Source organism: Sphingopyxis sp. BSNA05, assembly GCF_013265645.1.
Lineage (GTDB): Bacteria > Pseudomonadota > Alphaproteobacteria > Sphingomonadales > Sphingomonadaceae > Parasphingorhabdus.
The window spans coordinates 1-21426 of sequence record NZ_PYIA01000024.1; the positions used below are offsets into that span (position 1 = coordinate 1).

Genomic DNA, 21426 nt, shown 5'->3' on the forward strand with positions numbered 1-21426 from the left:
TTCGCGGCTTCGCGTGATTCAATAACAGCGACGCCGTCAAATTCGCCGGCGTGATGGCGATTGTATTGATTCATTTGCATCCCTCGCACCCCAATCGCAAACTGCGAACGTGGACGAATGGACCTTAAAACAAGTTCAGCATGACGAGTTGTGTGTTCTGGGAATTGGAGGCGATCAAGGTCAGTCATTATCGTTCCCACAGTTTGCACAGAACTTATTAGGCGAGAAGCTGAAATCTTTCCCTTGATATCCATTCTCCGGAAAATCATTAAATATCGAGTGGTTACATGATGAACATTCTGTGAAACGAAAGTATCGAAAAATATAATAGGTCAATGTCGGTACAGGAAATTCCCATCGACCGAATGGGCTAATCAGCGGCACGATGAATGTAAACGCTATTAAAAACGCCATTTCAAAACCAAAGTGGAACAAAGCAAAAATAGCGACACTGTGAGTCCAAATTCAAAAATCGCATCAACCAACAAAGTTTGAGCTTTGAAAATAGACAAAGACTCACCGCGCCGCCTTCTTCAACGCCAACCTGACAAGCGCATCCAGTGTCGCGCCATCGCCGGCCTCGGCATCCGCCGCTGCCACCGCCGCGCTCGCATCCGCCGGTTTAAAGCCCAAATTTTGCAGCGCGCTGACCGCATCGGCGCTGTTGTTCGAGGGCGCGTGGACCGCGCCGCCGGCTCCACTAATCGGATCGGTCGCAATACCGCCGACCTTGTCTTTCAACTCATTGACGATCCGCAGCGCCAGTTTCGGACCAACCCCGTTCGCCCGCGAAACCATCGACTTGTCGCCGGTCGCCACGGCCCGCGAAATTTCTCCCGGTTCCAATGCCGACAATATCGCCAGAGCCACCTTGCCGCCGACGCCCTGTACCGAGATCAGCAGGCGGAACCAGTCGCGCTCCGAGCTGCTGGCAAAGCCCATCAGCCGCATGTCGGTCTCGCTGACCTGCATCTCGGTATAGATGGTCGCGCCATCGCCCTTGCCGCCAATCGCGCTGATGGTGCGGGAGGAACAGAAGACCAGATAGCCGACGCCATTTACATCGAGCACGATATTGTCCGTGCCGATTTCGTCGATGGTGCCGGTCAGTTTTGCGATCATATTGTTGTTTTAGACTAACTTGGCACGCAATCCAGTGTTCTTTCTCTACCCCGCGCAAGCGGGCTACAAAATAGGAGCTCGCACAAAGACACGAAGGCACTAAGCGATTGGTGCCTAGGACTTGTCTTCGTGACTTTGTGGGATCGTGTGCGAAAAATTAATCCGGTCCTTCGACAGGCTCAGGACGAACGGTGCTTTGCTCCGCTATCTCTTCCGGTGATGCGCGTGGGTGATCGCCACCGCCAGCGCATCGGCGGCATCCGCGCCGGCCAGCTTCACGCCGGGCAGCAGGATCTTGATCATCGCCTGCACCTGGTCCTTGTCCGCCTTGCCGACCCCCACCACCGATTTCTTGACCGTCTTCGCCGAATATTCGCCGACTTCGATCCCCGTCCGCGAAGCGCCGAGCAGCACGACGCCGCGCGCCTGTCCCAGCTTCAATGTGCTCTGCGGATTGCTGTTGACGAACACTTCCTCGACCGCTGCCGCATCCGGTTTATATTCCAGCAGCAGATCGGTCAGCTCGAGATCGAGCTTGAGCAGACGGCTGGCCATCGCCATTTTGCTGTCGGTCTTGATCTGGCCATTGGCGATATGGGACAGGCGATTGCCGTCCGCGACAATCACCCCCCAGCCGGTGGTGCCAAGACCCGGATCGAGGCCGAGAATGATCAATTCAGCTCCGCCCCATCAGATTGGCAAACCGATGCGCCGGCCAACAAAAGCCATGATCATATAAAGGCTTACCGTCAGCAAGCATCCGGTCCCCAGCGACAACCAGAAGCCGATACCATTGCGCAGCATCACCGGAATCAGCAGGAACATTGGAAGAGATGGAAGCACATACCAGAAGGTCGCCTCGGCATGGAGCGCCATGTTTTCTGTGTCGGGCCGCGCATACCAGAGGAAGGCCATGCCCAATATCGAGATCAGGGGCAGCGAGGCGACGAGCGCCCCGAAGCTGGGCTGGCGCTGGGCGATGGTTGCCACCAGAGCCACGATCACTCCTGCCAGAGCGGCCTTGGCGGCAAATTCCCACATCAGCCGGCGTTCAGTTTTCCATGATTTCGTCGGACACGTCATAATTGCCCCAGACCGTCTGGACGTCGTCATCGTCTTCCAGAAGATCGATCAGGTTGAGCAAGGTCTCCGCCTGCTCCTGGTCGACTTCGACCTGAACCGTCGGGCGCCATGCGAGCTTCACGCTGGCCGCTTCGCCGAGCGCCTTTTCGAGCGCTCCGGAAACCTCGTGCAGGTCTTCCATCGCGGTCCAGATTTCATGGCCGTCCTCATCGGAAGAAATATCTTCCGCGCCCGCTTCCATTGCCGCTTCGAGGACTGTTTCCTCGTCGCCGGCGCTGGCCGGATATTGAATATAGCCGACCCGGTCAAAACCGTGCGAAACCGAACCGCTTTCGCCCAGATTGCCGCCATTGCGCGACATGATCGTCCGGACATTGGTAAAAGTGCGGTTATTATTGTCGGTCAGCGTCTCGATGATCAGCGACACGCCGCCGGGGCCGAAACCTTCATAGCGGATCTCGCTATAGTCATCGCCTTCGTTGGCCGACGCCTTTTCGATCGCGCGCTGGATATTGTCCTTCGGCATCGACACCGCCTTGGCGCTGTTGACCGCGAGCCGCAGGCGCGGATTGAAATCCGGGTCCGGCATGCCGGACTTGGCCGCCACAGTTATCTCGCGCGAGAGCTTCGAAAATTGCGCCGCACGCTTCTTGTCCTGAGCGCCCTTGCGATGCTTGATATTGTTAAATTTACTATGGCCTGCCATTTTACCTCAAATTCCCGATTTGCTTAATCCACAACAACCGCGGTTCCGGACGCGGATACCATCAGCATTGAACCCTTTTCGCCGACGACCTCATAGTCAAGATCCACGCCGACCACGGCATTGGCCCCGACCTTCGCCGCTTCGGCTTCCATCTCCGCCAGCGCTTCATCGCGCGCGCGTTTCAGGACATTTTCATATTTGCCCGAGCGTCCGCCGACAATGTCGGTGATGCTGGCGAACAGGTCGCGGAACAGATTGGCACCGACAATCACCTCGCCGATGACGATCCCGCGATAGTCGCGAATCGCATGCCCCTCGACCGAGGGGGTGGTGGTGACGATTATCCTGCCTGTCATAATTTTCAGATCCCGAACCAGTTACCTGCTGCTGTTAATCTCCTGCAGCCGTTAGAGCAACTGCTGAAACCACGCAACGTCGCGCCAACCACCCATTTTCCAGCCCACTTGCCTGTAGATGCCAACCGGGTCGAAGCCCATTGCCCGGTGCAGGGCAATACTGGCCTCGTTCGGCAGGGCGATTCCCGCAAAGGCAGCGTGCATTTTTCTCGCCTTCAGCCGTGGCAAAAGCGCCTCGTACAGACTCCGTCCGATGCCACGGCGCTTGTGATCGGGATCGACATATGCCGCCACATCGCAGCTGGTGTGATAAGCGGCCCGGGTGCGATGGCCGGAGCCATAAGCATAGCCGAGCACCCGGCCATCCGTTTCTGCAACCAGCCAGTCGTGCGTGTCCAGCGCCCCGGCTATCCGGCCAGCCATTGCGGCATCATCCGGCGGGTCCGTCTCGAAACTGACCCAGCTGTCGGTTACGAAGGGCGCGTAGATTTCGGCACAGCGCGGCGCATCAGCAACCGTCGCTGGCCGAATCGCGATCATCAGGCCAGACCAAGCGCCGACTTGTAGGTGTCGAGAATGGCTTCCATTTCCTGACGGTCATGGGTTTCCATCTTCCGCAGCCGGACAATCTGACGCATGATCTTCGCGTCATAACCCTGTGATTTCGCTTCGGAATAAACATCGCGGATATCGTCCGCCATGCCCTTTTTCTCTTCTTCCAGCCGCTCGATACGTTCGATAAACAGACGCAGCTGGTCTGCGGCAACATTGCCTTCGCTCATTCTTCATTCCTTTGAAATAACATGTTCGGATTCGATGCCCGTCTTTAAGATGCGCCGGCGTTTTTGGCCACGCTTTCCTTCATCTTTTTGAGCCGTTCCGGGGTTGCCTCGGTCTGGTATTTTCGCTTCCATTCGCTTGCCGGCATGCCGTGGATCGCCTCGCGGGCCTCGTCCTTTGTCATGGAGCCGCCAGCTTCCTCGGTCGCCTCCATCACCCAGTCGGCCAGACAGTTGCGACAGAAGCCGGCCAGTCCCATCAGATCGATATTTTCCGCATCGTGGCGGTGCTGGAGATGATTGACCAGACGGCGAAAGGCAGCAGCGGCGGCGGCATCGGTTATTTGATCGGTCATATTTGTTTCCATTGTTATTTGTTATTATCCTGTCATGAATTAGAAACAGGAAACGCGCAGGTAAAGCGTCACTAAGGATTTTTGCATGGCATCGCCGATCTTCTCCCGTAATCGCAAAGTGAAAGTGCTCGCAACGCTTGGCCCGTCCAGCGGCAGCCCGGAAATGATCGAGAAAATGTACCGCGCCGGTGTCGATGCCTTCCGGATGAACATGAGCCACGGCGAGCACGCGGCGCACGCCGCCAACGTGAAGTCGATCCGGGCGCTGGAAAAGAAAGTCGGCCGGCCGATCACGATACTCGCCGATCTGCAGGGGCCGAAGCTGCGCATCGGCACATTTGCCAAGCCGCCCGTAATGCTGGAAGAAGGCCAGCGTTTCACGCTCGACATGCTCAAGCAAAAAGGCGACGCGAAGCGTGTCACGCTGCCGCACAAGGAAATTCTGGGCACGCTGAAGCCCGGGCATACATTGCTGCTCGATGACGGCAAAATCCGGCTGGAAGTGACCGAAGCCGACGGCAAGAGCGTCGAGACCAAAGTGATCGTCGGCGGCGAAATTTCCGACCGCAAGGGGGTCAATGTCCCCGAAGTCGTTCTGCCGGTTAGCTCGCTGACCGACAAGGACCGCAAGGATCTGACCTTCGCGCTGGAACAGGATGTCGACTGGATCGCGCTCAGCTTTGTCCAGCGTCCGGAAGATGTCGCAGAGGCAAGACGCCTCATTCGCGGCAAGGCTGCCCTGCTGGCCAAGATCGAGAAGCCGGCGGCGATTGATCGGCTCGACGAGATACTCGAACTGTCGGACGCCGTGATGGTCGCGCGCGGTGATCTCGGGGTGGAGCTGCTGCCGGAACAGGTTCCGCCGCTGCAGAAGAAGATCGTTGCCGCTGCCCGCAAACTGGGCCGTCCGGTGGTCGTCGCCACACAGATGCTCGAATCGATGATCAAGTCGCCGACACCGACTCGCGCCGAAGTGTCCGATGTCGCCACCGCGATCTACGACGGCGCCGACGCGATCATGCTGTCGGCCGAATCCGCCGTTGGCGACTGGCCGATCGAGGCGGCGACGATGATGGACCGGATCGCCGCGCAGGTGGAAAATGATCCGTCCTACGCCGACCGGGTCCATTTTACCGAGACCGTGCCGGATGAAACGACCGCCGATGCTCTTGCTGCCGCGAGTTACAATATTGCCCGCACGATCGAGACCTCGGCGATTGTCTGCTATACGTCATCCGGCTCGACCGCCCGGAGAATGGCCCGCGAACGGCCCTCGGTGCCGCTGCTCGTGCTGACGCCGGACCGCCACACGGCGCGGCGGGTCGGCCTGCTCTGGGGGGCTTATGCCGTGGTCACAAAGGACGTAAGCGATTTTGAGGAAATGATTGCCAAGGCCAAGCGGATGGCGTTGCGGCACAAGCTCGGAAAAGCGGGTTCCCGCTTGATCGTTTGCGCCGGTGTGCCCTTCGGTACGCCCGGCTCAACCAACCTGCTGCATATCGTGAGGCTGAGCGGCGACGAGCTCAAGCGCAGCTAAAGCAGGCGCAAGGCCTGCAGTTCCTGTTCCAGTCTGGCGGCATCACTGAAATGATGGCCGGCAAGACCCATCGCTTCGCCCGCCTCGATATTGTCCAGCCGGTCATCAATGAACAAACATTGCTCGGCGCGACGGCCGAAGCGGTTCAGCGCCAGTTCGTAGATCGCTTGGTCAGGCTTGATCAGCTTTTCTTCACCGGAAATGACAATATCGGAGAACATCTCGAATATCGGCGCCGACGGCCGGAACTGCGCCCAGGATTCAGCCCCGAAATTGCTGATGGCGAACAGGGGAACGGCGCGCTCCGCCAGCAGCCGGACAAGATCGATCATGCCTTGCACCGGTCCCGGAATGGTTTCCGGAAAGCGCTCGGAATAGGCAATGATATGGTCCCGATATTCGGGAAATTCGCGGCTTCGCTCCGCAACCATGTCGGCAAAGGGCCGGCCGGCGTCGTGCTGGAAATGCCATTCCGGTGTCACCACATGGGCGAGAAACCAGTCCAGCTCTTCCGGATCGTCAATCAGTTTTTCAAAGAGACAGCGCAAATCCCAGCGATACAGGACATTGCCTATATCGAAGATGACCGTGTCAATTTTTGAGATGGCAGAACTCCCGCCAAAAACAGGCGATTAACCCTGGCGCGCTTGAACCGGCGATTCGTCTTGTTGATCACATAGGTGCGACCACGGCGACGGATGACGCGGCAATCCCGGTGACGGTTTTTAAGCGACTTCAAAGAGTTGCGGACTTTCATTTTGGTACCACGCCTTGATTATCTGAATTTCTTGAAAGCAGCCTTGCTGCGTTGAAGCAGGGCAATTAAGGTCGGTGGCGGTCAAAGTCAAGCGAACAGCTTTAATCTCCGCGAATTTCGATCAGTTTGCGTTCCCACGCCAGTGCATGGGCGACAATTTCGTCGAGATCGGCATGTTTCGGCTGCCAGGGAAAGCGGTCCATGATCGCCCGGTTGTCGGAAATCAGCGAATCGGGGTCGCCGGCGCGGCGTCCTTCCATTTTCCGCTTGATTCGCAGGTTGGTGACCCGGTCAACCGCATCGAGCACCTCGAGCACCGAAAAGCCGCGGCCATAGCCGCAATTGAGCAGATGGTTCTGCTCCGGCTCAGCGATCAACGCTTCGAGCGCCAGCACATGGGCAGCGGCCAGATCGGACACATGGATATAGTCGCGCACGCCGGTGCCGTCCGCCGTGTCATAGTCGGTGCCAAAGACCGCGACGCTTTCGCGCTTGCCCAGGGCAGCCTCGACCGCGACCTTGATCAAATGCGTCGCTCCGGCGGTGGACTGACCGGTCCGTGCCTGCGGATCGGCACCGGCGACGTTGAAATAGCGCAGGGCACAGAAATTCAGGTCATGCACCGCCGCGACGTCGCGGAGCATATGCTCGGTCATCAGCTTGGACATGCCATAGGGATTGATCGGCAGCTGCGGCGTGCTTTCGCTGACCGGGCTTTCCTCCGGAATGCCATAGGTTGCCGCAGTCGACGAGAAAATGAAATGACGGACGCCGCCTGTCACCGCCGATTCGATCAGGCTGCGGCTCTTGGCGCTGTTGTTGTGATAATATTTGAGCGGATTTTCGACCGATTCGGGGACGATGATCGATCCGGCAAAATGCATGATCGCGCCGATATTATCATCCTTGATGATCCGCGCCAGCAGATCCGAATCCTCGATATCGCCCTCGTGGAAGGCGACCCCATCGGGCACCGCCCAGCGAAAACCGGTGGTCAGATTGTCGATGACCGCGACCGGCCAGCCGGCATCCTGCAGGGCCAGCACCGCGTGGCTGCCGATATAGCCGGCACCGCCGGTGACCAGGATGGTGAAGGGTTTCGCCATGGTTTCTTAATCCCCTTTTCGTGCAATATCGGCTGTTTATCGCTCCGCCGTCACCAACCGGTTAAGCGCGGGCGGCCATGGATGCAATTTTTTGCCGCAGTCGCGGAGATTATGCGCTAATATGCGACGGGGCAAGTTTAGGAGTTAGTATTATGGCCGGTTTTCAATCATTTGCGACATTGCTCTTGGCAGGATCTCTTGTATCCGGATGCACGGCTATGACCCCGCCGGTTGACGTCACCCGCTTTCACAATGCCCAGCTTGCCCCGATTGCCCCGGGCAGCGTCACCATCAGGGCCAATATTACCGATGATGGTCCCGGTCGCAGCATCGAATATGCCAGCTATAGCGCGGCCCTGCTGCGCGAGTTGCAGCGCGTCGGCTTTACCGAAGCGCGCGACGATAGCGAAAAAAGCGACTATGTCGCGCGCTACACGCTCGAACGGTCGGTGTTGAGCGCCGGAGGGGCCCGCTCTCCCGTCTCGGTCGGAGTCGGCGGCAGCACCGGCAGCCGGGGATCGGGCGTCGGCCTGGGCATCGGTATTGATCTCAGCGGCCCGCCCAAGGACAAGATCGTCACCGACCTGTCGGTCCGGATCGCCAGGCGCAGTGACGGCAATGTCGTCTGGGAAGGCCGTGCCTCGATCGAGGCGAAGGAAGGATCACCGGCATCGCAGCCAGCCTGGCGGCGGCAAACTGGCCGAAGCCTTATTCAAGGACTTCCCCGGAGAGTCCGGAACCACTATCAGGGTGAAATGACCATAAATATCACCAGCGCTTTCGATAGCGGCAATATCGAAGTCCATGCCATCAATGGCACCACCGCAAAATTGTCCATCCGCAAGGACAAGGACAGCGAATTTTTCCAGTGGTTCCATTTCCGCGTGACCTGCGCGGTCGGCGACGAGCTGGAACTGGCCATCACCGGCCTGAAAGAATCGGCCTATCCGCAGGGCTGGCCCGACTATGACGCCTGTGTCAGCGAGGACCGGGACTATTGGGGCCGCGCGCCGAGCAGCTATGACGAGGCGAGCGGCATCCTGACGATCCGCTATACGGCCAGCAGCAATATTGTCTGGTTTGCCTATTTCGCGCCCTACAGCATCGAGCGCCATCATGATCTGGTTGCCGAAACCGCATCGGTCGAAGGCGTCACTGCCCGCGCGCTCGGCCACAGCCTGGAAGGACAGCCGATCGACTGTCTCGAGATGGGGACCGGCGACAAGCAGGTCTGGCTCTACGCCCGCCAGCATCCCGGCGAAAGCATGGCCGAATGGTGGATGGAAGGCGCGCTGGAAATGCTGACCGACCCGGCTGACCCGAATGCACGGCTGCTGTTGCAGCATTGCCGCTTCCATATCGTCCCGAACATGAACCCGGATGGTTCGTGCAGAGGTCATCTGCGAACCAATTTTGCCGGTACCAATCTCAATCGGGAATGGGATCAACCAAGCGCCGAGAAATCCCCCGAAGTGCTGTGCGTCCGCGATGCGATGGACGAGAGTGGTGTGGACTTCGCCATGGACGTGCACGGCGACGAGGCGATACCGGCGGTTTTCATCGCCGGTTTTGAAGGCATCCCCTCGATCACCGAAACGCAGCTGGAAAAATATCACAGCTATCGCAACCGGCTCGCCCAGCGCACCCCGGACTTCCAGACCACGCTCGGCTATCCGACCGCTGCCGAGGGCAAGGCCAATCTGTCGATGTCGACCAACCAGCTGGCTGAACGGTTCGGCGCGGTCGCGATGACTCTGGAGATGCCGTTCAAGGACAATCGCTGCCTGCCCGACGCCAGCCAGGGCTGGTCGCCCGAACGCTGCAACCTGCTGGCCCGCGAATGTCTGGCCACGCTGGCCGAGATGATTGACGATATCTAGATAATGGCGGAGCGGAGGGATTCGAACCCTCGATAGGTTGCCCTATACACGCTTTCCAAGCGTGCGCGATCGACCACTCTGCCACGGCTCCGCAAATACCGCCTGACCCGTGAATCCGGTCGAATGTCAGACAGCGCCGCTTCCCTAATGCGGGATTCGCGCTTTCGCAAGCGATAGTGTGGAGTTAGGGTGGTGCTAAGCAATTAAACCCGTTCGCGCTGCGCGTGCCGAAACGCAGTTGCAGACGCACCCGGTCCTTCGACAGGCTCAGGACGAACGGAATTTTGGGGATATGTTTATGAATAAGATCAGCGCCGTCACTTCAACATTCGCCCTGTTGATGGCGACACCCGCAATCGCGCAGGACACCGAAACAGCCGAATATCCGAGCCCCAATGCCATTGTCGAAGCCGCCCCGGCCAGCGACTGGGTGAAAATTCCGCCGAGCGACCTGCTGGTCATGGACCTTGCGCCCGATGCACAAGGCAACGCCCGCCGCGTGATCATCCAGCTGATGCCCGAGCCTTTCTCGCAAGGCTGGATCCGCAATATCCGCAAGCTTGCCGCCGCCCATTGGTGGGACGGCACCAGCATCAACCGGGTGCAGGACAATTATGTCGTGCAATGGGGCGATGCAGGATACGATAATCCGGAATCGGGCGAGACCGAGCAGAAGGCTTTGCCGGAGGGATTGGAGACGGTGCCGGAGAGTGATTATACCGTGAACCCGGGACTGATCGAAACAGCAAATCTGCTTCGATTGTTCGAGAGGCATTTTGAATGGGAAGTTGAACGCGCCGGAGAAGAACATATTCCGCCGGATGTTTCCAAAATTCCAAGCTCGCCATCTTTCAAACGCCTTATGCGCTAGACGGTGATTTGTTCGAAGAAGGCTGGCCCATAGCCTTTGATGAAACCGAAGAGGGCAAATGGCCGATCCACTGCTACGGCGCGGTCGGCGTAGGCCGGAATCTTTCCCCCGACACCGGCAGCGGCGCCGAACTTTACACCGTGATCGGCCATGCGCCGCGCCATCTCGACCGCAATATTGCGGTGGTCGGGCGGATTATCGAAGGGATCGAACATCTCTCCAGCCTGCCGCGCGGCAAGGGGCAGCTGGGATTTTACGAGGACGCCAGCAAGCGCGTGCCGATTAGATCCATCCGGCTGGGTGACGCGCTAGCCGAAGGCGCATCTCCCGCCTTCGAATATCTCGACACCAACAGTGCCATTTTCGCGAAATATGCCGACGCCCGGGCCAATCGCCGCGATCCGTTTTTCATTGTGCCGGATGGCGGCGCGGATATCTGTAATATTCCGGTGCCGGTGAGACGGGTAAGCGGCGAGTGAGGAGTGCAGCGCAGCTGCGGAGGCAGGTGCCCATCTCCTGTCATGGCGCCTAGCCGCTGACCCGGGAGATGGATCCCCGCCTTCGCGGGGAAACAATGGACGCCTTTCCGCTTTCCGACATCATGATATGTGATTCACGGATGGTTCCCCGGCGAAGGCCGGGGCCCAGAATATTCCCGCTTTCGCCTTTTAAACCGCACCGGCAGGACTCGACTGGACCCCGCCCTGCGGCGGGGCACAATTTTGCCTTTCCTACATCCGGTAATTTGGATTAATCTGGCCTCATGTTCCACCCCCTTTCCTCGACCTTCCACCCTCGGTTTCCAGCAATTTCCGTGCGCCGATCATCTTCCGGAATAGGGGGTGTGACCCTGTGTGACCCAAAGAATGTTCCCCGCCGCAGGGCGGGGCACGGAAACCGCCTTTACAAGGGCAGAAAGCTTTCTTTTTCTTAACAGTGTAAAGTTTGTAAAGTTCAGCAGGGAAAGAGTCGCATGAAAAACTATTTTCGATCCGCGCATATCGCCTTTTGTTCGCTTGCGGCAGCCTGTTTTTCACTCGTGTCTCCCGCGCTCGCGCAAGAAGAATCGCCGCAAGCCAACCCAGCAGAAATCCTCGCCGCTGCCCCGGCCGAACACTGGCTGCCCATCCCCCTCACCGACCTGATGATCCTGACTCTACCAGACGCCCCCGACGGAACGAAACGACAGGCGGTGATCCAGTTACTCCCCGCCAATCTCTCCGGCGGCCATGTCCGCAACGTCCGGACCTTCGCAAGGACCCGCTGGTGGGACGGCACCAAAATCTATCGCGTCGCAAAGGATTTCGTCACCCAGTTCGGCGGCAATCCCGATGCCAAGACACCGCCCAAGGGACTCGAGACCGTGCCGGAGAGCGAATATTTCAACCAGGCGCTCGGGGCGAAACGCGACACCGATATGGCGGCGCTGAAGGCTGCGGTGGATTATAGCAATCAATATCAGGGCACGGAAATCGAGCCGCTGATGACCATGATTTACGAGAATACGGGTGCGCAGACGGTCGGCTTTGGCGGCGGCTGGCCGATCGGCAGCCAGACCATCGACGGCGAGACGAAATATTATCCGCTGACCTGTCGCGGGTCGCTGTCCCCTGCCCATTATGATCCGCCGGACACCGGGACGGGTGCGGAAATGTCGGTGATCACCGGCGAAGCGGCGCGCAGCCTCGACACGACCTTCGGCATGGTCGGACGAGTGATCGACGGACTGGAGCATTTGCAGAATCTGCCGCTCGGCACCGATCCGGGCGGCTTCTATGCCGACAAATCGGAATATATCGAGATAAAGTCGATCCGGCTGGCCAGCGAGCTGCCGCTGGCAGAACAGCCGTCTTATAAATATCTCGCCAGCTACAGCCCGGCGCTGCTGCAATATATCGAGGCCCATGGCGGTTATGGCAATATCTGCACCGTCCCGGTGCCCATTAGGAAAGTTTCAGAATAGGGTAATAAAATTACAACGCGTCTCGCGCGCAGCGTCATTTGCTGGTAATGATGTGCGATTAGACTCGTCAGAACAGGAGCTCCTCCATGCGCGTTGGTACCCCCAGAGAAATCAAGAATCACGAATATCGGGTCGGCCTGACCCCCGAGTCGGTCCGCGAACTGACCGCCAATGGCCATGATGTGCTGGTCGAGACCGGTGCGGGCCTTGGCATCGGCGCCGAAGATTCCGAATATGTCGCCGCCGGTGCAACCATTGCTGCGACCGCTGCCGAAATCTTCGAAAAATGCGAAATGGTGGTCAAGGTCAAGGAACCGCAGGCGGTTGAACGCGCGATGCTGCGCGAAGGCCAGATATTGTTCACCTATCTCCATCTCGCGCCCGATCCGGAACAAACCGCCGATCTGGTCAAATCCAGGGCAACCTGCATTGCCTATGAGACGGTAACCGGCACCGGCGGGCTTCCCCTGCTCAAGCCGATGAGCCAGGTTGCCGGACGCATGTCGATCCAGGCCGGCGCGACCGCGCTGGAAAAAGCCCATGGCGGCCGCGGCATCTTGCTCGGCGGCGTCCCCGGCGTGGCTCCCGGCAAGGTCACGATCATCGGCGGCGGTGTCGTCGGTTTCAACGCTGCACAAATGGCGGCCGGCCTCGGCGCGGATGTGACGATCCTCGACCGTGATCCGGACGTGCTCGAATCGGTCGGCACCCATTTCGAATCACGCGCCAAGACGCGCTTCTCGAACAAGGCCAATCTGGCCGAATGCGTCGCCGAGGCTGATCTGGTGATCGGCGCGGTGCTGATCCCCGGAGCAGAAGCGCCGAAGCTGGTGACCCGCGACATGCTCTCGACCATGCGGCCCGGTTCGGTATTGTGCGACGTGGCGATCGACCAGGGCGGCTGTTTCGAAACCTCGAAGCCGACCACCCACGAAGATCCGACCTATGTGGTCGACGATATCGTCCATTATTGCGTCGCCAATATGCCCGGCGCGGTCTCGCGGACCTCGACCTATGCGCTCAACAATGTAACCCTGCCGCACACGCTGGCGATTGCCAACAAGGGCTGGGAAAGCGCGCTGCGCGAGGACCGTCATCTGGCCGAGGGGCTGAACGTGTGGAATGGTCATGTGACCTACAAGGCGGTCGCCGACGATCTCGGCTATGACTATATGCCGGTGTCGGAGGTTGTGGGATTGAAGGCTTAAATCTGGTTGGAGGCGATCGCCATATTGTGCACCTGCGCAGGCAGGTGCCCATCTCCAGACAGTTGGGCCAGACGCAATAGTTGGAGATGGACCCCGGCCTTCGCCGGGGCACTGAATGAAGGAACAACAGATGGCAGCAGCAGACCAGAAACCACTCGGATCGGGCTTTCACGCCAAGAGCGAACCGCACGAGATACTCGCCGGCATCGATCTGACCGGCAAGACCGCGATCGTCACCGGCGGCTATTCGGGAATCGGTCTGGAAACCACCCGGGCACTGGCGAATGCCGGTGCCACGGTGATCGTCCCGGTTCGCGATCCGGCCAAGGCGGAGGAGAATCTTGCCTCGATCGAGGGCGATGTCTCCTCGGCAAAATGGATCTCGCCGATCTCGATTCGGTGCGCGGCTTTGCCTCTTCGGTCTATGACTCTATCGATGCGCTCGACCTGCTGATCAACAATGCCGGTATCATGGCCTGCCCGCTGGAACGCGTCGGGCCGGGCTGGGAAAGCCAGTTTGGCGTCAATCATATGGGCCATTTCGCGCTGACCAAAGCGCTCTTGCCCTTGCTCGAAAAAGCCAGCGCACCCCGCGTCGTCGCGCTGTCCTCGATCGCCCACAAGCGAGGTGGCATCCTCTGGGACGATATCCAGTTCGAGAATAGCGAATATCAGAAATGGGTCGCCTATGCCCAGGCGAAGAGCGCCAACGCCCTGTTCGCCAATGCGCTGAGCCGCCGGATGCAGGCCTTTGGTGGCCGCGCTTTCTCGGTTCATCCGGGCGGGATTTTCACCCCGTTGCAGCGTCATCTGCCGGTCGACGAGCAGGTAGAACTGGGCTGGCTTAACAAGGACGGTAGCGTGCCACCAGCGGTTGCCGCAATCTTCAAGACGCCGTCACAGGGTTGCACCACCAGCCTGTGGGCCGCCACGTCTCCGCTGCTCAATGACATGCCCGGCGTCTATTGCGAGGATTGCGATGTCGCGCAGCTGATGGGCGAGGATAGCCTGCCCTATCAGCATTGCGCGCCGCATATCACGGTGGATGAAGACGCCGAGCGACTCTGGGAGATCAGCGAGAAACTGCTCGCCGCTGCATGATGGAGACGGAAGACCTGGGTGCCAGCGTATATGCCGGGCTACTGCAGCGCGATGCGAGCGGCTTTCTGTTGCAATGCGATGATGGCCAGCGCTACCGGCTCGAACTGCTGCGCACGCCGGTTGACGAGGTCGAGAAGCGGGTGGCGGTAACCGGCCGGGTCATCGACGGCGCGCTCTTGGAAGCGGACGGGATAAGGCTGGCATGAATTTCGTAGCGGCACAAAACGGCGATATCCCGGCGCTCCACGCGCTGGTCGAGAGCGCCTATCGCGGAGAGAGCGCGCGGCGCGGCTGGACCCATGAAGCGGATCTGCTCGACGGCCAGCGCACCGATACCGAGGCGTTGCGCGAAATGATCGCGGCGGACAATCAGGTGATACTGCTTGCAAAGAAGGGCAATGCGATCACCGGATGCGTCCAGCTCTCCCGTGTCGGTGAAAAGCTCGCCTATCTGGGACTGTTGACCGTCGATCCTGCCTTGCAGGCAGGCGGTCTGGGTAAGCAATTGCTGGGAGAATCAGAGCGATTTGTGCGGGATCAATGGCAGGCCAATGCGATCGAGATGACCGTTATCCGGCAGCGCGAGGACCTGATCGCCTATTACGAACGCCGCGGTTATGCGCGGACCGGCGAGCACCGCCCCTTCCCGCATGGTGATCGGCGCTTCGGCCTGCCGAAGACCACGGAACTGGAATTTGCGGTGCTGCGCAAGCCGATCTAGGCGGCCTTGCCCTCAAGCGCCTTCTGCCGGCGCCGCTGGACCGAGCTGCCCAGACCCAGCGCTTCGCGATATTTGGCCACCGTGCGCCGGGCAATGTCGAACCCCCGCTCCTTGAGCAGGGCGACCAGCTTGTCGTCGGACAGGATCTTCTTGGGATCCTCGTTATCGATCAGGGACTTGATATGACTCTTCACCGCCTCCGCCGACGCCGCCTCGCCACCGGTCGAGGACTGGATTCCGCTGGTGAAGAAATATTTCAGCTCGAACGTCCCGCGCGAGCAGGAGAGATATTTGTTGGATGTCACCCGGCTGACCGTCGACTCATGCATCTCGATCTGCTCGGCGATATTCTTGAGCGTCAAGGGCCGGAGATGCGCCACGCCCTTACGGAAAAACTCTTCCTGCTGCTTGACGATTTCCGTCGCGACCTTGACGATCGTCCGCTGCCGCTGATCGAGCGCCTTGACCAGCCAGTTGGCGTCGGCGAGGCACTCGTTCAGCCATTCCTTCGACTGCTTGTCCTGCGCGCCGTCTTTCAGTTCGGAATAATAGCTGCGGTTCACCAGCACTTTGGGCAGGGTGGCGCTGTTCACCTCGATAATCCAGCGGTTGGTCCGTTCCGCGACAAACACGTCCGGCACCACGGACTCGACCGCCCCGCCGCCGATCTTGCAGCCGGGCTTCGGATCATAATTGCGCAATTCGCTGATCATATCCATCAGGTCTTCGTCATCGACACCGCATATGCGCTTGAGCTGCGGCAAAGCTCCCTTGGCAAGCAGATCGAGATTGTCGATCAGCCGCGCCATGGCGGGATCATAACGGTCCGCATCCTTGGCCTGCAATGCCAGACATTCTGCCAGATCTCTGGCGCCGACACCGACCGGGTCCAGTGTCTGGACGACACCCAAAATGCGCTCGACGTCGACAAGACCGACATTCAGGCGCTGGGCCAGCTCCAGCAGCTCTGCCTGCAAATAGCCGCATTCGTCGATCTGGTCGATGATATGCTGTGCGACAAACAGGTCGATACCGGAGAGCACAGCGCCGGCCTGTTCCATCAGATAGTCGGTGAGATTTGTCTCGGCCACCAGCATATTCTCGAAATCGGGCGCTTCGCCCCCGGGTGCCGAACCGGAACTGGCACCGTTCAATCCGAGCTGTCCGTCGAGCGCGCCATCGCTGTCCGACAGGCTGTTATTGGTAAAACTGTCCGTATGCCCTTCCATATCCAGAGCCGCTTCGGCTTCCGAAGGTCCGGCAGACAATATTTCGTCGCTGCCCTGCGCGCCCGGTTCGGCGGGCGGCTCCGGACCATCGCCAGACTCGCCGATCTCGGTCGATATCTCGCCGGTATCCAGAAGCGGATTCTTCTCGATCTCGTCGGAAATGAAGGTTTCCAGTTCGAGATTGGACAAGGTCAGCAGCTTGATCGCCTGCTGCAGTTGCGGCGTCATCACCAGCGACTGGCTTTGCCGCAAATCGAGGCGAGGCGCGAGTGCCATGGCTAGAGCGCAAAGCCCTCGCCGAGATAGAGCCGCCGGACATTGGCATCGGCAACCAGGTCTTCCGGACTGCCGGCGAACAATACCTGGCCGTCGTAGATGATGCAGGCGCGGTCGACGATATCCAGTGTCTCGCGCACATTATGGTCGGTGATCAACACGCCGATGCCGCGCTCGCGCAGCTGGCAAACCAGATCGCGGATATCGGCGATCGACAGGGGATCGATGCCGGCAAAGGGTTCGTCGAGCAGCACGATTGAGGGGCTTGCCGCGAGCGCGCGGGCAATCTCGCAGCGCCGCCGTTCACCGCCCGACAGCGCCATCGCCGGGGAACCGCGCAATTTCATCAGTCCGAATTCATCGAGCAGACGGTCGAGCGTTTCCGCTCTCACGCCGGAGTCGGGCTCCACCATCTCGAGCACCGCCATGATATTCTGCTCGACGGTCATACCGCGGAAGATCGATGTTTCCTGCGGGAGATATCCGATGCCGAGAATTGCACGACGATACATCGGCAGCGCCGTAATATCCTCGCCGTCCAGCATGATCCGTCCGGCATCCGGCCGGACCAGACCCATGACCGAATAGAAGCAAGTCGTTTTGCCCGCACCGTTGGGGCCGAGCAACCCGACGACTTCGCCTCGGCCCACAGAAAGGGAAACATCGGAAAGAACCGAACGCTTGTCGTAGCTCTTGGCGATAGAAACCACCGCCAGGCCATGTTCCATGGCATCGCTGGCCATCGCGGCGCCCGGATCGGCCATCGTTGTCGCGTCGGTCGCGGCTAAATCATTCATCACTGGTCCTCATTCGCATCGGCTGCCCTGTCTGTCGGCGGACAGCATGCCTCAATCTTATCGGAATTGGCAAGCTTTGTGCATGGAAGATTGAAATGCGCCATCAACGGTTGAAAATCCAGTGGCATCGGTTGCCACGCCGGCATGCGCCTCCCGCTGCCGCAATCGAACTGGATTCCCGGTAGCACTGGTTGAAAATTCAGTCTTTCCGCTGTGGAACCGTGAAGGTGCCGGACACCCGCCCGCTGGAATCCTGCGAGCCGACCGAAGAACCGCCGGTCGAACGCCCGTCGATCGTCGACCTGCCTGATTCGAGGTCGATAATGACCCGGCCACCGGAGAGTCGATTCGTTCCCTGAGTAAGCGTGACATTGCCGATCAGGGTTATCAGTCTCCGGTTGAGGTCATAAATGGCGACATCTCCAGAAGCGGTATCGCCGGCCTTGCGGATGGTGACACCGCCCGATGCGTCAATCCGGTCGATCTCGATCCCGCCGGTGCTGCGATAGGCCACGGTCATGCGCGCTGCATTGAGCGTCAGCCCGGCCTGATCGACTCGCACGGAACCCGACAGGACAACGCGGTCGGCCCGGTCCTGAACCTCGATCCGTCCGGCGTTGAAATTTACCGGTGCATTGCTGTCATGGCTTCCGAATACCTGGGCCGGTGCCGAACCCGTGAACAGGAGAAATGCAGAAGCAAGAACAAAACTGCCCGCAGTCAGGGAAAGAAAAGGGTGTAATTTCATCTAGCGTCTTCTTAATCCATTTTGTTCGATCCGCAAACGCGCATTGCCATCAAGGCTGACCGTGCGCTCCGCCAGATCCGCTTCGAGCCGGTCTGCGCCGAAGGTCCCGATATTGGTCCGCCCTTCCACCGAGCCATCGCTGCGCAAGCTGCGCTGCTTCAAGTCAACGGTGACATTGCTGGTCGAGAGACGATAGCCATTGGCCGCTTCAACCTGCACCGGCCCCGGTACCCGGACATTCTCTTGGTCCATGTCATAGCTGCCCTCGCTGGCGCGTATTTGGGCCGGCCCCTCTTTCAGCAATATCCGGGCCGACAGATCCTGCAGATCGACAATTGCTTCGCTCGAGCTTTTCTGCACCGCAGAACCGGCCTTGAGGGAAAATGGACGGCCTTCGCTATCTTCGCCGCGATACAGCGCCTCGGTAACCCGCATCCGCTCCTTCGCGACGTCAACGCTGTTCTTGTCCAGAACGAAGCTCAGTTCGCCGCTTGTCGTGAAGGGCGCCAGCGCCAGCATCGCGCCCAACAGGCCAACCCCCACGGGAAGAATGAAGCGCAGCCATTTAATGTTCCGGTCATGCGAACTGTTGGGAGCGGCGAACTCCTGGCGCTTTGTCCGGACAGGGTTGACGGTCGCAGGCATGGCTAGACCCTCATCCGCTGGCAATCGGCACCACGGCCGAGCAGGATTTCTGTCCGTTCAGGCATGCGCAAAATGTCGGTTTCCGGCCAGCCGGCGAGGTCGAGTCGTGCCCGGTCCGGCAAAAAGTCGAAGCAGGCCTGCGCGAGGGCCGTTCTGCCTTCCCGCTCAAGCCGGATTTCCAGTTCATCCTTCAGCCGGTGCAGAAAGCGAACGTCCGATGCGGCATATTCCTGCTGCGCGTCGCTCAGAACAGGATTGCCCCAGTCGCTTGACTGCTGCTGTTTCGATATATCCTGGCCAAGAAGCTCGCGGACCAGCTCTTTCAGCCCGTGGCGATCGGTATAGGTCCGGATGAGCCGCGAAGCGATCTTTGTGCAGAATACCGGTTCTGCCATCACGCCCATATAATGTTCGATGGCGGCGAGATCAAAACGGGCAAAATGATACAGCTTCACCCGGTCGGGATCGGACAAGATCGCCCGGAGATTGGGGGCGGAATAGTCGCTGTCAGGACCAAAACGGACCAGATGCTCGTCATCCCCGCCATCGGATATCTGGAGCAGGCAGAGTCGGTCACGCGGGGTCTGGAGGCCCATGGTTTCGGTGTCCACAGCAACCGCGCCGCCGCCGAGGACGCCTGCCGGGATATCTTCTTCATGAAAAAAACTGCCATTGATATTTGCCTGTCCAATTTATCGCTGAACCCGCTGCATTTCCCCAAACCTACCACTCGGTATGACACCATATTCGGCAGCGGGACATGGCCCCGTGCCAGAGCTACGGCTGTGAAAATTGACAGCAGTTCATCTTTGAATATGCTATGTGCCGCAGGCCGGTTCAAACAGCAAGTTTAGTTTGAGCTTCCATTTGCATGGCAAATGCGCGGTTATGAAAGGGGTTTGACAATATGACAGAGAAAGCACCCGAACCGGTCGCTCCCGGTTTTGATCTGAACAAGGCCACCATAATATCGCTACTCTATATTGCCGGCTTCTTCGTGGGGATTACCGGCCTGGTGGGCTTCGTTCTTGCCCTGATATGGAAAGACGAGGTGGCAGGCACGTGGGAAGAAAGCCATTTGCAATTTCACGTCATGACATTTGTCATCGGCCTGGTGGTCGGGATTATCGGTATATTACTGTCGTTTCTGTTGATCGGCATCCCGATTCTTCTGGCGCTCGCGGTCTGGATATTGGTCCGTTCGGTCGTCGCATTGTTGAAAGCGCAGAAACACGAACCCCTGGCCGACCCGAAAACCTGGCTTTTCTAAGCCGGATCGTTCGAATATCAGATTCGCCCGGCCACCTGTCAAAACACCGAATTCGTTCGCTTATTCCTTCGTTTTTCTATATGGTTGGCACGTGCGGTAATAGGATTCGCGCAAAACAATGGTCCGGAGATCGTCCGCTGTGACATTGAAATTACTGGGTAGGGCGAATTGAAAGTGACGATTTAAGAATGGGTTTTGACAGAAACCGGCGAGGTAGAGGCCGGGACAAGCGCGACGGCTTCGGTGACGAAAACTTCGATGGATATCAAGGTGACAGCGGTCCACCCGTAGAGAGATATACGCGGCCGGACAGTGATTCCGGCGGCAGACGAGGCGGCGGCATGCCCGACCAGGTTGTCGGCGAGAGCACCGGCACCGTAAAATTTTTCAATGCGCAAAAAGGTTTTGGCTTCATCGTGCAAGACGGCGGCGGCGAAGATGTTTTTGTTCATATCAGCCAGGTTGAACGCGCCGGTCTCAAGGGGCTCGCGGAAGGGCAGACCTTGCGTTTTTCTCTGGTCGATCGTGGCGGAAAGGTTTCCGCCTCAGACATTCAGATCGAAGGCGATCTCATCGAGGTTCCGGCGGGCGGAGGCTCCCCTCGGGAAGACCGCGGCGGTCCTCCACGTCGGGAACTGACCGGAGAGAAAGCAACGGGTACCGTGAAATTTTTCAACGGCACCAAGGGGTTCGGTTTCATCCAGCGTGATGATGGCCAACCCGATGCGTTTGTCCATATTTCAGCCGTAGAGCGTGCCGGCATGCGCGGGCTGGAAGAAGGCGACAAGCTGGAGTTCGAACTGGAAGTGGATCAGCGCGGCAAGACGGCGGCGGTCAATCTGGTCGCCAAATAACGGGTTCGATCCTATATATTCTGAAAATGGCGGGCTTTGACCCGCCATTTTTTGCCCTGTG

At 59.0% G+C, this 21426-nt stretch carries 26 protein-coding genes, 1 tRNA gene and 2 pseudogenes; 11 read left to right on the forward strand and 18 right to left on the reverse strand.

Annotation, left to right across the window (positions count from 1 at the left end; genetic code table 11):
• The 9 genes from C8024_RS19925 to C8024_RS02965 form a co-directional block, all read right to left on the reverse strand.
• Positions 1–188: hypothetical protein (locus C8024_RS19925; RefSeq protein ID WP_217271957.1), on the reverse strand; the 188-nt coding region annotated here is incomplete at its 3' end.
• A gap of 328 nt (positions 189–516) precedes the next feature.
• Positions 517–1122: a Holliday junction branch migration protein RuvA gene (gene ruvA / locus C8024_RS02930; protein WP_173202889.1), complete on the reverse strand. Its 606-nt coding sequence runs from the start codon at positions 1120–1122 to the stop codon at positions 517–519.
• Between the two features lie 204 nt (positions 1123–1326).
• Positions 1327–1797, reverse strand: coding sequence for a crossover junction endodeoxyribonuclease RuvC (gene ruvC / locus C8024_RS02935; protein WP_100092996.1), 471 nt, complete (start codon positions 1795–1797; stop codon positions 1327–1329).
• A gap of 15 nt (positions 1798–1812) precedes the next feature.
• Positions 1813–2163, reverse strand: coding sequence for a DUF3147 family protein (locus C8024_RS02940; RefSeq protein ID WP_173202890.1), 351 nt, complete (start codon positions 2161–2163; stop codon positions 1813–1815).
• A 10-nt stretch (positions 2164–2173) separates the two neighbouring features.
• Complete coding sequence (locus C8024_RS02945; protein WP_173202891.1) at positions 2174–2911, reverse strand: YebC/PmpR family DNA-binding transcriptional regulator; 738 nt, start codon at positions 2909–2911, stop codon at positions 2174–2176.
• A 23-nt stretch (positions 2912–2934) separates the two neighbouring features.
• Complete coding sequence (locus C8024_RS02950) at positions 2935–3267, reverse strand: heavy metal-binding domain-containing protein (protein ID WP_217271958.1); 333 nt, start codon at positions 3265–3267, stop codon at positions 2935–2937.
• 51 nt (positions 3268–3318) lie between these two features.
• Positions 3319–3807, reverse strand: a complete 489-nt coding sequence (locus tag C8024_RS02955; RefSeq protein WP_173202892.1) for an arsinothricin resistance N-acetyltransferase ArsN1 family B — start codon at positions 3805–3807, stop codon at positions 3319–3321.
• Positions 3807–4049, reverse strand: coding sequence for a DUF2312 domain-containing protein (locus tag C8024_RS02960; protein WP_100093000.1), 243 nt, complete (start codon positions 4047–4049; stop codon positions 3807–3809). Before C8024_RS02960 ends, C8024_RS02955 begins: the two co-directional genes overlap by 1 nt.
• A 44-nt stretch (positions 4050–4093) precedes the next feature.
• Positions 4094–4402, reverse strand: coding sequence for a DUF1244 domain-containing protein (locus C8024_RS02965; RefSeq protein WP_173202893.1), 309 nt, complete (start codon positions 4400–4402; stop codon positions 4094–4096).
• Positions 4403–4487: 85 nt separating this feature from the next.
• Between C8024_RS02965 and pyk the strand changes: the two genes are divergently transcribed.
• Positions 4488–5939 (forward strand): pyruvate kinase, encoded by a 1452-nt coding sequence (gene pyk / locus C8024_RS02970; RefSeq protein WP_100093002.1) that lies wholly within the window; start codon positions 4488–4490, stop codon positions 5937–5939.
• Here the strand turns inward: pyk and C8024_RS02975 are convergent.
• The 3 genes and pseudogenes from C8024_RS02975 to galE form a co-directional block, all read right to left on the reverse strand.
• Complete coding sequence (locus C8024_RS02975; RefSeq protein WP_173202904.1) at positions 5936–6544, reverse strand: HAD family phosphatase; 609 nt, start codon at positions 6542–6544, stop codon at positions 5936–5938. The genes pyk and C8024_RS02975 overlap by 4 nt on opposite strands.
• A 41-nt stretch (positions 6545–6585) precedes the next feature.
• Positions 6586–6696: pseudogene (gene ykgO, locus C8024_RS02980) on the reverse strand (type B 50S ribosomal protein L36); the annotation flags it as partial.
• 101 nt (positions 6697–6797) lie between these two features.
• Entirely contained in the window at positions 6798–7802 is a 1005-nt protein-coding gene (galE, locus tag C8024_RS02985) for a UDP-glucose 4-epimerase GalE (protein ID WP_173202894.1), read from the reverse strand.
• Positions 7803–8557: 755 nt separating this feature from the next.
• On the opposite strand from galE, the gene C8024_RS02995 reads away from it, so the two are divergent.
• Positions 8558–9682, forward strand: coding sequence for a carboxypeptidase family protein (locus C8024_RS02995; RefSeq protein ID WP_173202895.1), 1125 nt, complete (start codon positions 8558–8560; stop codon positions 9680–9682).
• Between the two features lie 4 nt (positions 9683–9686).
• On the opposite strand, the gene C8024_RS03000 is transcribed toward C8024_RS02995, so the two are convergent.
• Positions 9687–9773: transfer RNA gene (locus tag C8024_RS03000), tRNA-Ser, on the reverse strand.
• Between the two features lie 249 nt (positions 9774–10022).
• Between C8024_RS03000 and C8024_RS20810 the strand changes: the two are divergent.
• The 7 genes and pseudogenes from C8024_RS20810 to C8024_RS03035 all read left to right on the forward strand — a co-directional run bounded on the left by C8024_RS20810 (position 10023) and on the right by C8024_RS03035 (position 15546).
• Positions 10023–11032 (forward strand): annotated as a pseudogene (locus C8024_RS20810) (peptidylprolyl isomerase).
• A gap of 494 nt (positions 11033–11526) precedes the next feature.
• A complete protein-coding gene (locus C8024_RS03015; RefSeq protein WP_173202896.1) occupies positions 11527–12516 on the forward strand; it encodes a peptidylprolyl isomerase in 990 nt (329 codons plus the stop codon).
• A gap of 86 nt (positions 12517–12602) precedes the next feature.
• Positions 12603–13724: an alanine dehydrogenase gene (ald, locus tag C8024_RS03020; protein ID WP_173202897.1), complete on the forward strand. Its 1122-nt coding sequence runs from the start codon at positions 12603–12605 to the stop codon at positions 13722–13724.
• Positions 13725–13854: 130 nt separating this feature from the next.
• The gene (locus tag C8024_RS20815; RefSeq protein ID WP_254305503.1) at positions 13855–14178 is read left to right on the forward strand and encodes an SDR family NAD(P)-dependent oxidoreductase; all 324 of its coding nucleotides are present in this window, start codon (positions 13855–13857) and stop codon (positions 14176–14178) included.
• Positions 14100–14825, forward strand: a complete 726-nt coding sequence (locus C8024_RS03025; protein ID WP_254305505.1) for an SDR family NAD(P)-dependent oxidoreductase — start codon at positions 14100–14102, stop codon at positions 14823–14825. Before C8024_RS20815 ends, C8024_RS03025 begins: the two co-directional genes overlap by 79 nt.
• A complete protein-coding gene (locus C8024_RS03030; RefSeq protein ID WP_173202898.1) occupies positions 14822–15031 on the forward strand; it encodes a DUF5818 domain-containing protein in 210 nt (69 codons plus the stop codon). The genes C8024_RS03025 and C8024_RS03030 overlap by 4 nt, the downstream gene beginning before the upstream one ends.
• The gene (locus tag C8024_RS03035; protein ID WP_173202899.1) at positions 15028–15546 is read left to right on the forward strand and encodes a GNAT family N-acetyltransferase; all 519 of its coding nucleotides are present in this window, start codon (positions 15028–15030) and stop codon (positions 15544–15546) included. The genes C8024_RS03030 and C8024_RS03035 overlap by 4 nt, the downstream gene beginning before the upstream one ends.
• Here C8024_RS03035 and rpoN read toward each other — a convergent pair.
• The 5 genes from rpoN to C8024_RS03060 form a co-directional block, all read right to left on the reverse strand.
• Positions 15543–17051: an RNA polymerase factor sigma-54 gene (rpoN, locus tag C8024_RS03040; RefSeq protein WP_173202900.1), complete on the reverse strand. Its 1509-nt coding sequence runs from the start codon at positions 17049–17051 to the stop codon at positions 15543–15545. The two genes, C8024_RS03035 and rpoN, sit on opposite strands and share 4 nt — an antisense overlap.
• Positions 17052–17053: 2 nt before the next feature.
• On the reverse strand, positions 17054–17815 hold the full coding sequence (gene lptB / locus C8024_RS03045) for an LPS export ABC transporter ATP-binding protein (RefSeq protein WP_173202907.1): 762 nt from the start codon (positions 17813–17815) through the stop codon (positions 17054–17056).
• Positions 17816–18047: 232 nt separating this feature from the next.
• Positions 18048–18596, reverse strand: a complete 549-nt coding sequence (locus tag C8024_RS03050; protein WP_173202901.1) for an LptA/OstA family protein — start codon at positions 18594–18596, stop codon at positions 18048–18050.
• Positions 18597–19241 (reverse strand): LPS export ABC transporter periplasmic protein LptC, encoded by a 645-nt coding sequence (gene lptC / locus C8024_RS03055; RefSeq protein WP_173202902.1) that lies wholly within the window; start codon positions 19239–19241, stop codon positions 18597–18599.
• A gap of 2 nt (positions 19242–19243) precedes the next feature.
• A complete protein-coding gene (locus tag C8024_RS03060; protein ID WP_173202908.1) occupies positions 19244–19918 on the reverse strand; it encodes a ribonuclease D in 675 nt (224 codons plus the stop codon).
• 230 nt (positions 19919–20148) lie between these two features.
• Between C8024_RS03060 and C8024_RS03065 the strand changes: the two genes are divergently transcribed.
• The gene (locus tag C8024_RS03065; RefSeq protein WP_173202903.1) at positions 20149–20511 is read left to right on the forward strand and encodes a DUF4870 domain-containing protein; all 363 of its coding nucleotides are present in this window, start codon (positions 20149–20151) and stop codon (positions 20509–20511) included.
• Positions 20512–20699: 188 nt separating this feature from the next.
• Positions 20700–21365, forward strand: a complete 666-nt coding sequence (locus C8024_RS22470) for a cold-shock protein (RefSeq protein WP_100093027.1) — start codon at positions 20700–20702, stop codon at positions 21363–21365.
• The last annotated feature ends 61 nt before the right edge of the window (positions 21366–21426 follow it).

Coding starts and splice junctions, on each gene's coding strand:
- C8024_RS03015 (WP_173202896.1), top strand. CDS start 11,527: ATGAAAAACTATTTTCGATCCGCGCATATCGCCTTTTGTTCGCTTGCG.
- C8024_RS02960 (WP_100093000.1), bottom strand. CDS start 4,049: ATGAGCGAAGGCAATGTTGCCGCAGACCAGCTGCGTCTGTTTATCGAA.
- rpoN (WP_173202900.1), bottom strand. CDS start 17,051: ATGGCACTCGCGCCTCGCCTCGATTTGCGGCAAAGCCAGTCGCTGGTG.
- C8024_RS02940 (WP_173202890.1), bottom strand. CDS start 2,163: ATGTGGGAATTTGCCGCCAAGGCCGCTCTGGCAGGAGTGATCGTGGCT.
- C8024_RS03025 (WP_254305505.1), top strand. CDS start 14,100: ATGGATCTCGCCGATCTCGATTCGGTGCGCGGCTTTGCCTCTTCGGTC.
- ruvA (WP_173202889.1), bottom strand. CDS start 1,122: ATGATCGCAAAACTGACCGGCACCATCGACGAAATCGGCACGGACAAT.
- C8024_RS02955 (WP_173202892.1), bottom strand. CDS start 3,807: ATGATCGCGATTCGGCCAGCGACGGTTGCTGATGCGCCGCGCTGTGCC.
- C8024_RS20815 (WP_254305503.1), top strand. CDS start 13,855: ATGGCAGCAGCAGACCAGAAACCACTCGGATCGGGCTTTCACGCCAAG.
- pyk (WP_100093002.1), top strand. CDS start 4,488: ATGGCATCGCCGATCTTCTCCCGTAATCGCAAAGTGAAAGTGCTCGCA.
- C8024_RS03050 (WP_173202901.1), bottom strand. CDS start 18,596: ATGAAATTACACCCTTTTCTTTCCCTGACTGCGGGCAGTTTTGTTCTT.
- C8024_RS22470 (WP_100093027.1), top strand. CDS start 20,700: ATGGGTTTTGACAGAAACCGGCGAGGTAGAGGCCGGGACAAGCGCGAC.
- C8024_RS03035 (WP_173202899.1), top strand. CDS start 15,028: ATGAATTTCGTAGCGGCACAAAACGGCGATATCCCGGCGCTCCACGCG.
- lptB (WP_173202907.1), bottom strand. CDS start 17,815: ATGGCCGATCCGGGCGCCGCGATGGCCAGCGATGCCATGGAACATGGC.
- C8024_RS03030 (WP_173202898.1), top strand. CDS start 14,822: ATGATGGAGACGGAAGACCTGGGTGCCAGCGTATATGCCGGGCTACTG.
- C8024_RS03065 (WP_173202903.1), top strand. CDS start 20,149: ATGACAGAGAAAGCACCCGAACCGGTCGCTCCCGGTTTTGATCTGAAC.
- C8024_RS02965 (WP_173202893.1), bottom strand. CDS start 4,402: ATGACCGATCAAATAACCGATGCCGCCGCCGCTGCTGCCTTTCGCCGT.
- C8024_RS02950 (WP_217271958.1), bottom strand. CDS start 3,267: ATGACAGGCAGGATAATCGTCACCACCACCCCCTCGGTCGAGGGGCAT.
- ald (WP_173202897.1), top strand. CDS start 12,603: ATGCGCGTTGGTACCCCCAGAGAAATCAAGAATCACGAATATCGGGTC.
- C8024_RS02995 (WP_173202895.1), top strand. CDS start 8,558: ATGACCATAAATATCACCAGCGCTTTCGATAGCGGCAATATCGAAGTC.
- galE (WP_173202894.1), bottom strand. CDS start 7,802: ATGGCGAAACCCTTCACCATCCTGGTCACCGGCGGTGCCGGCTATATC.
- lptC (WP_173202902.1), bottom strand. CDS start 19,241: ATGCCTGCGACCGTCAACCCTGTCCGGACAAAGCGCCAGGAGTTCGCC.
- C8024_RS02945 (WP_173202891.1), bottom strand. CDS start 2,911: ATGGCAGGCCATAGTAAATTTAACAATATCAAGCATCGCAAGGGCGCT.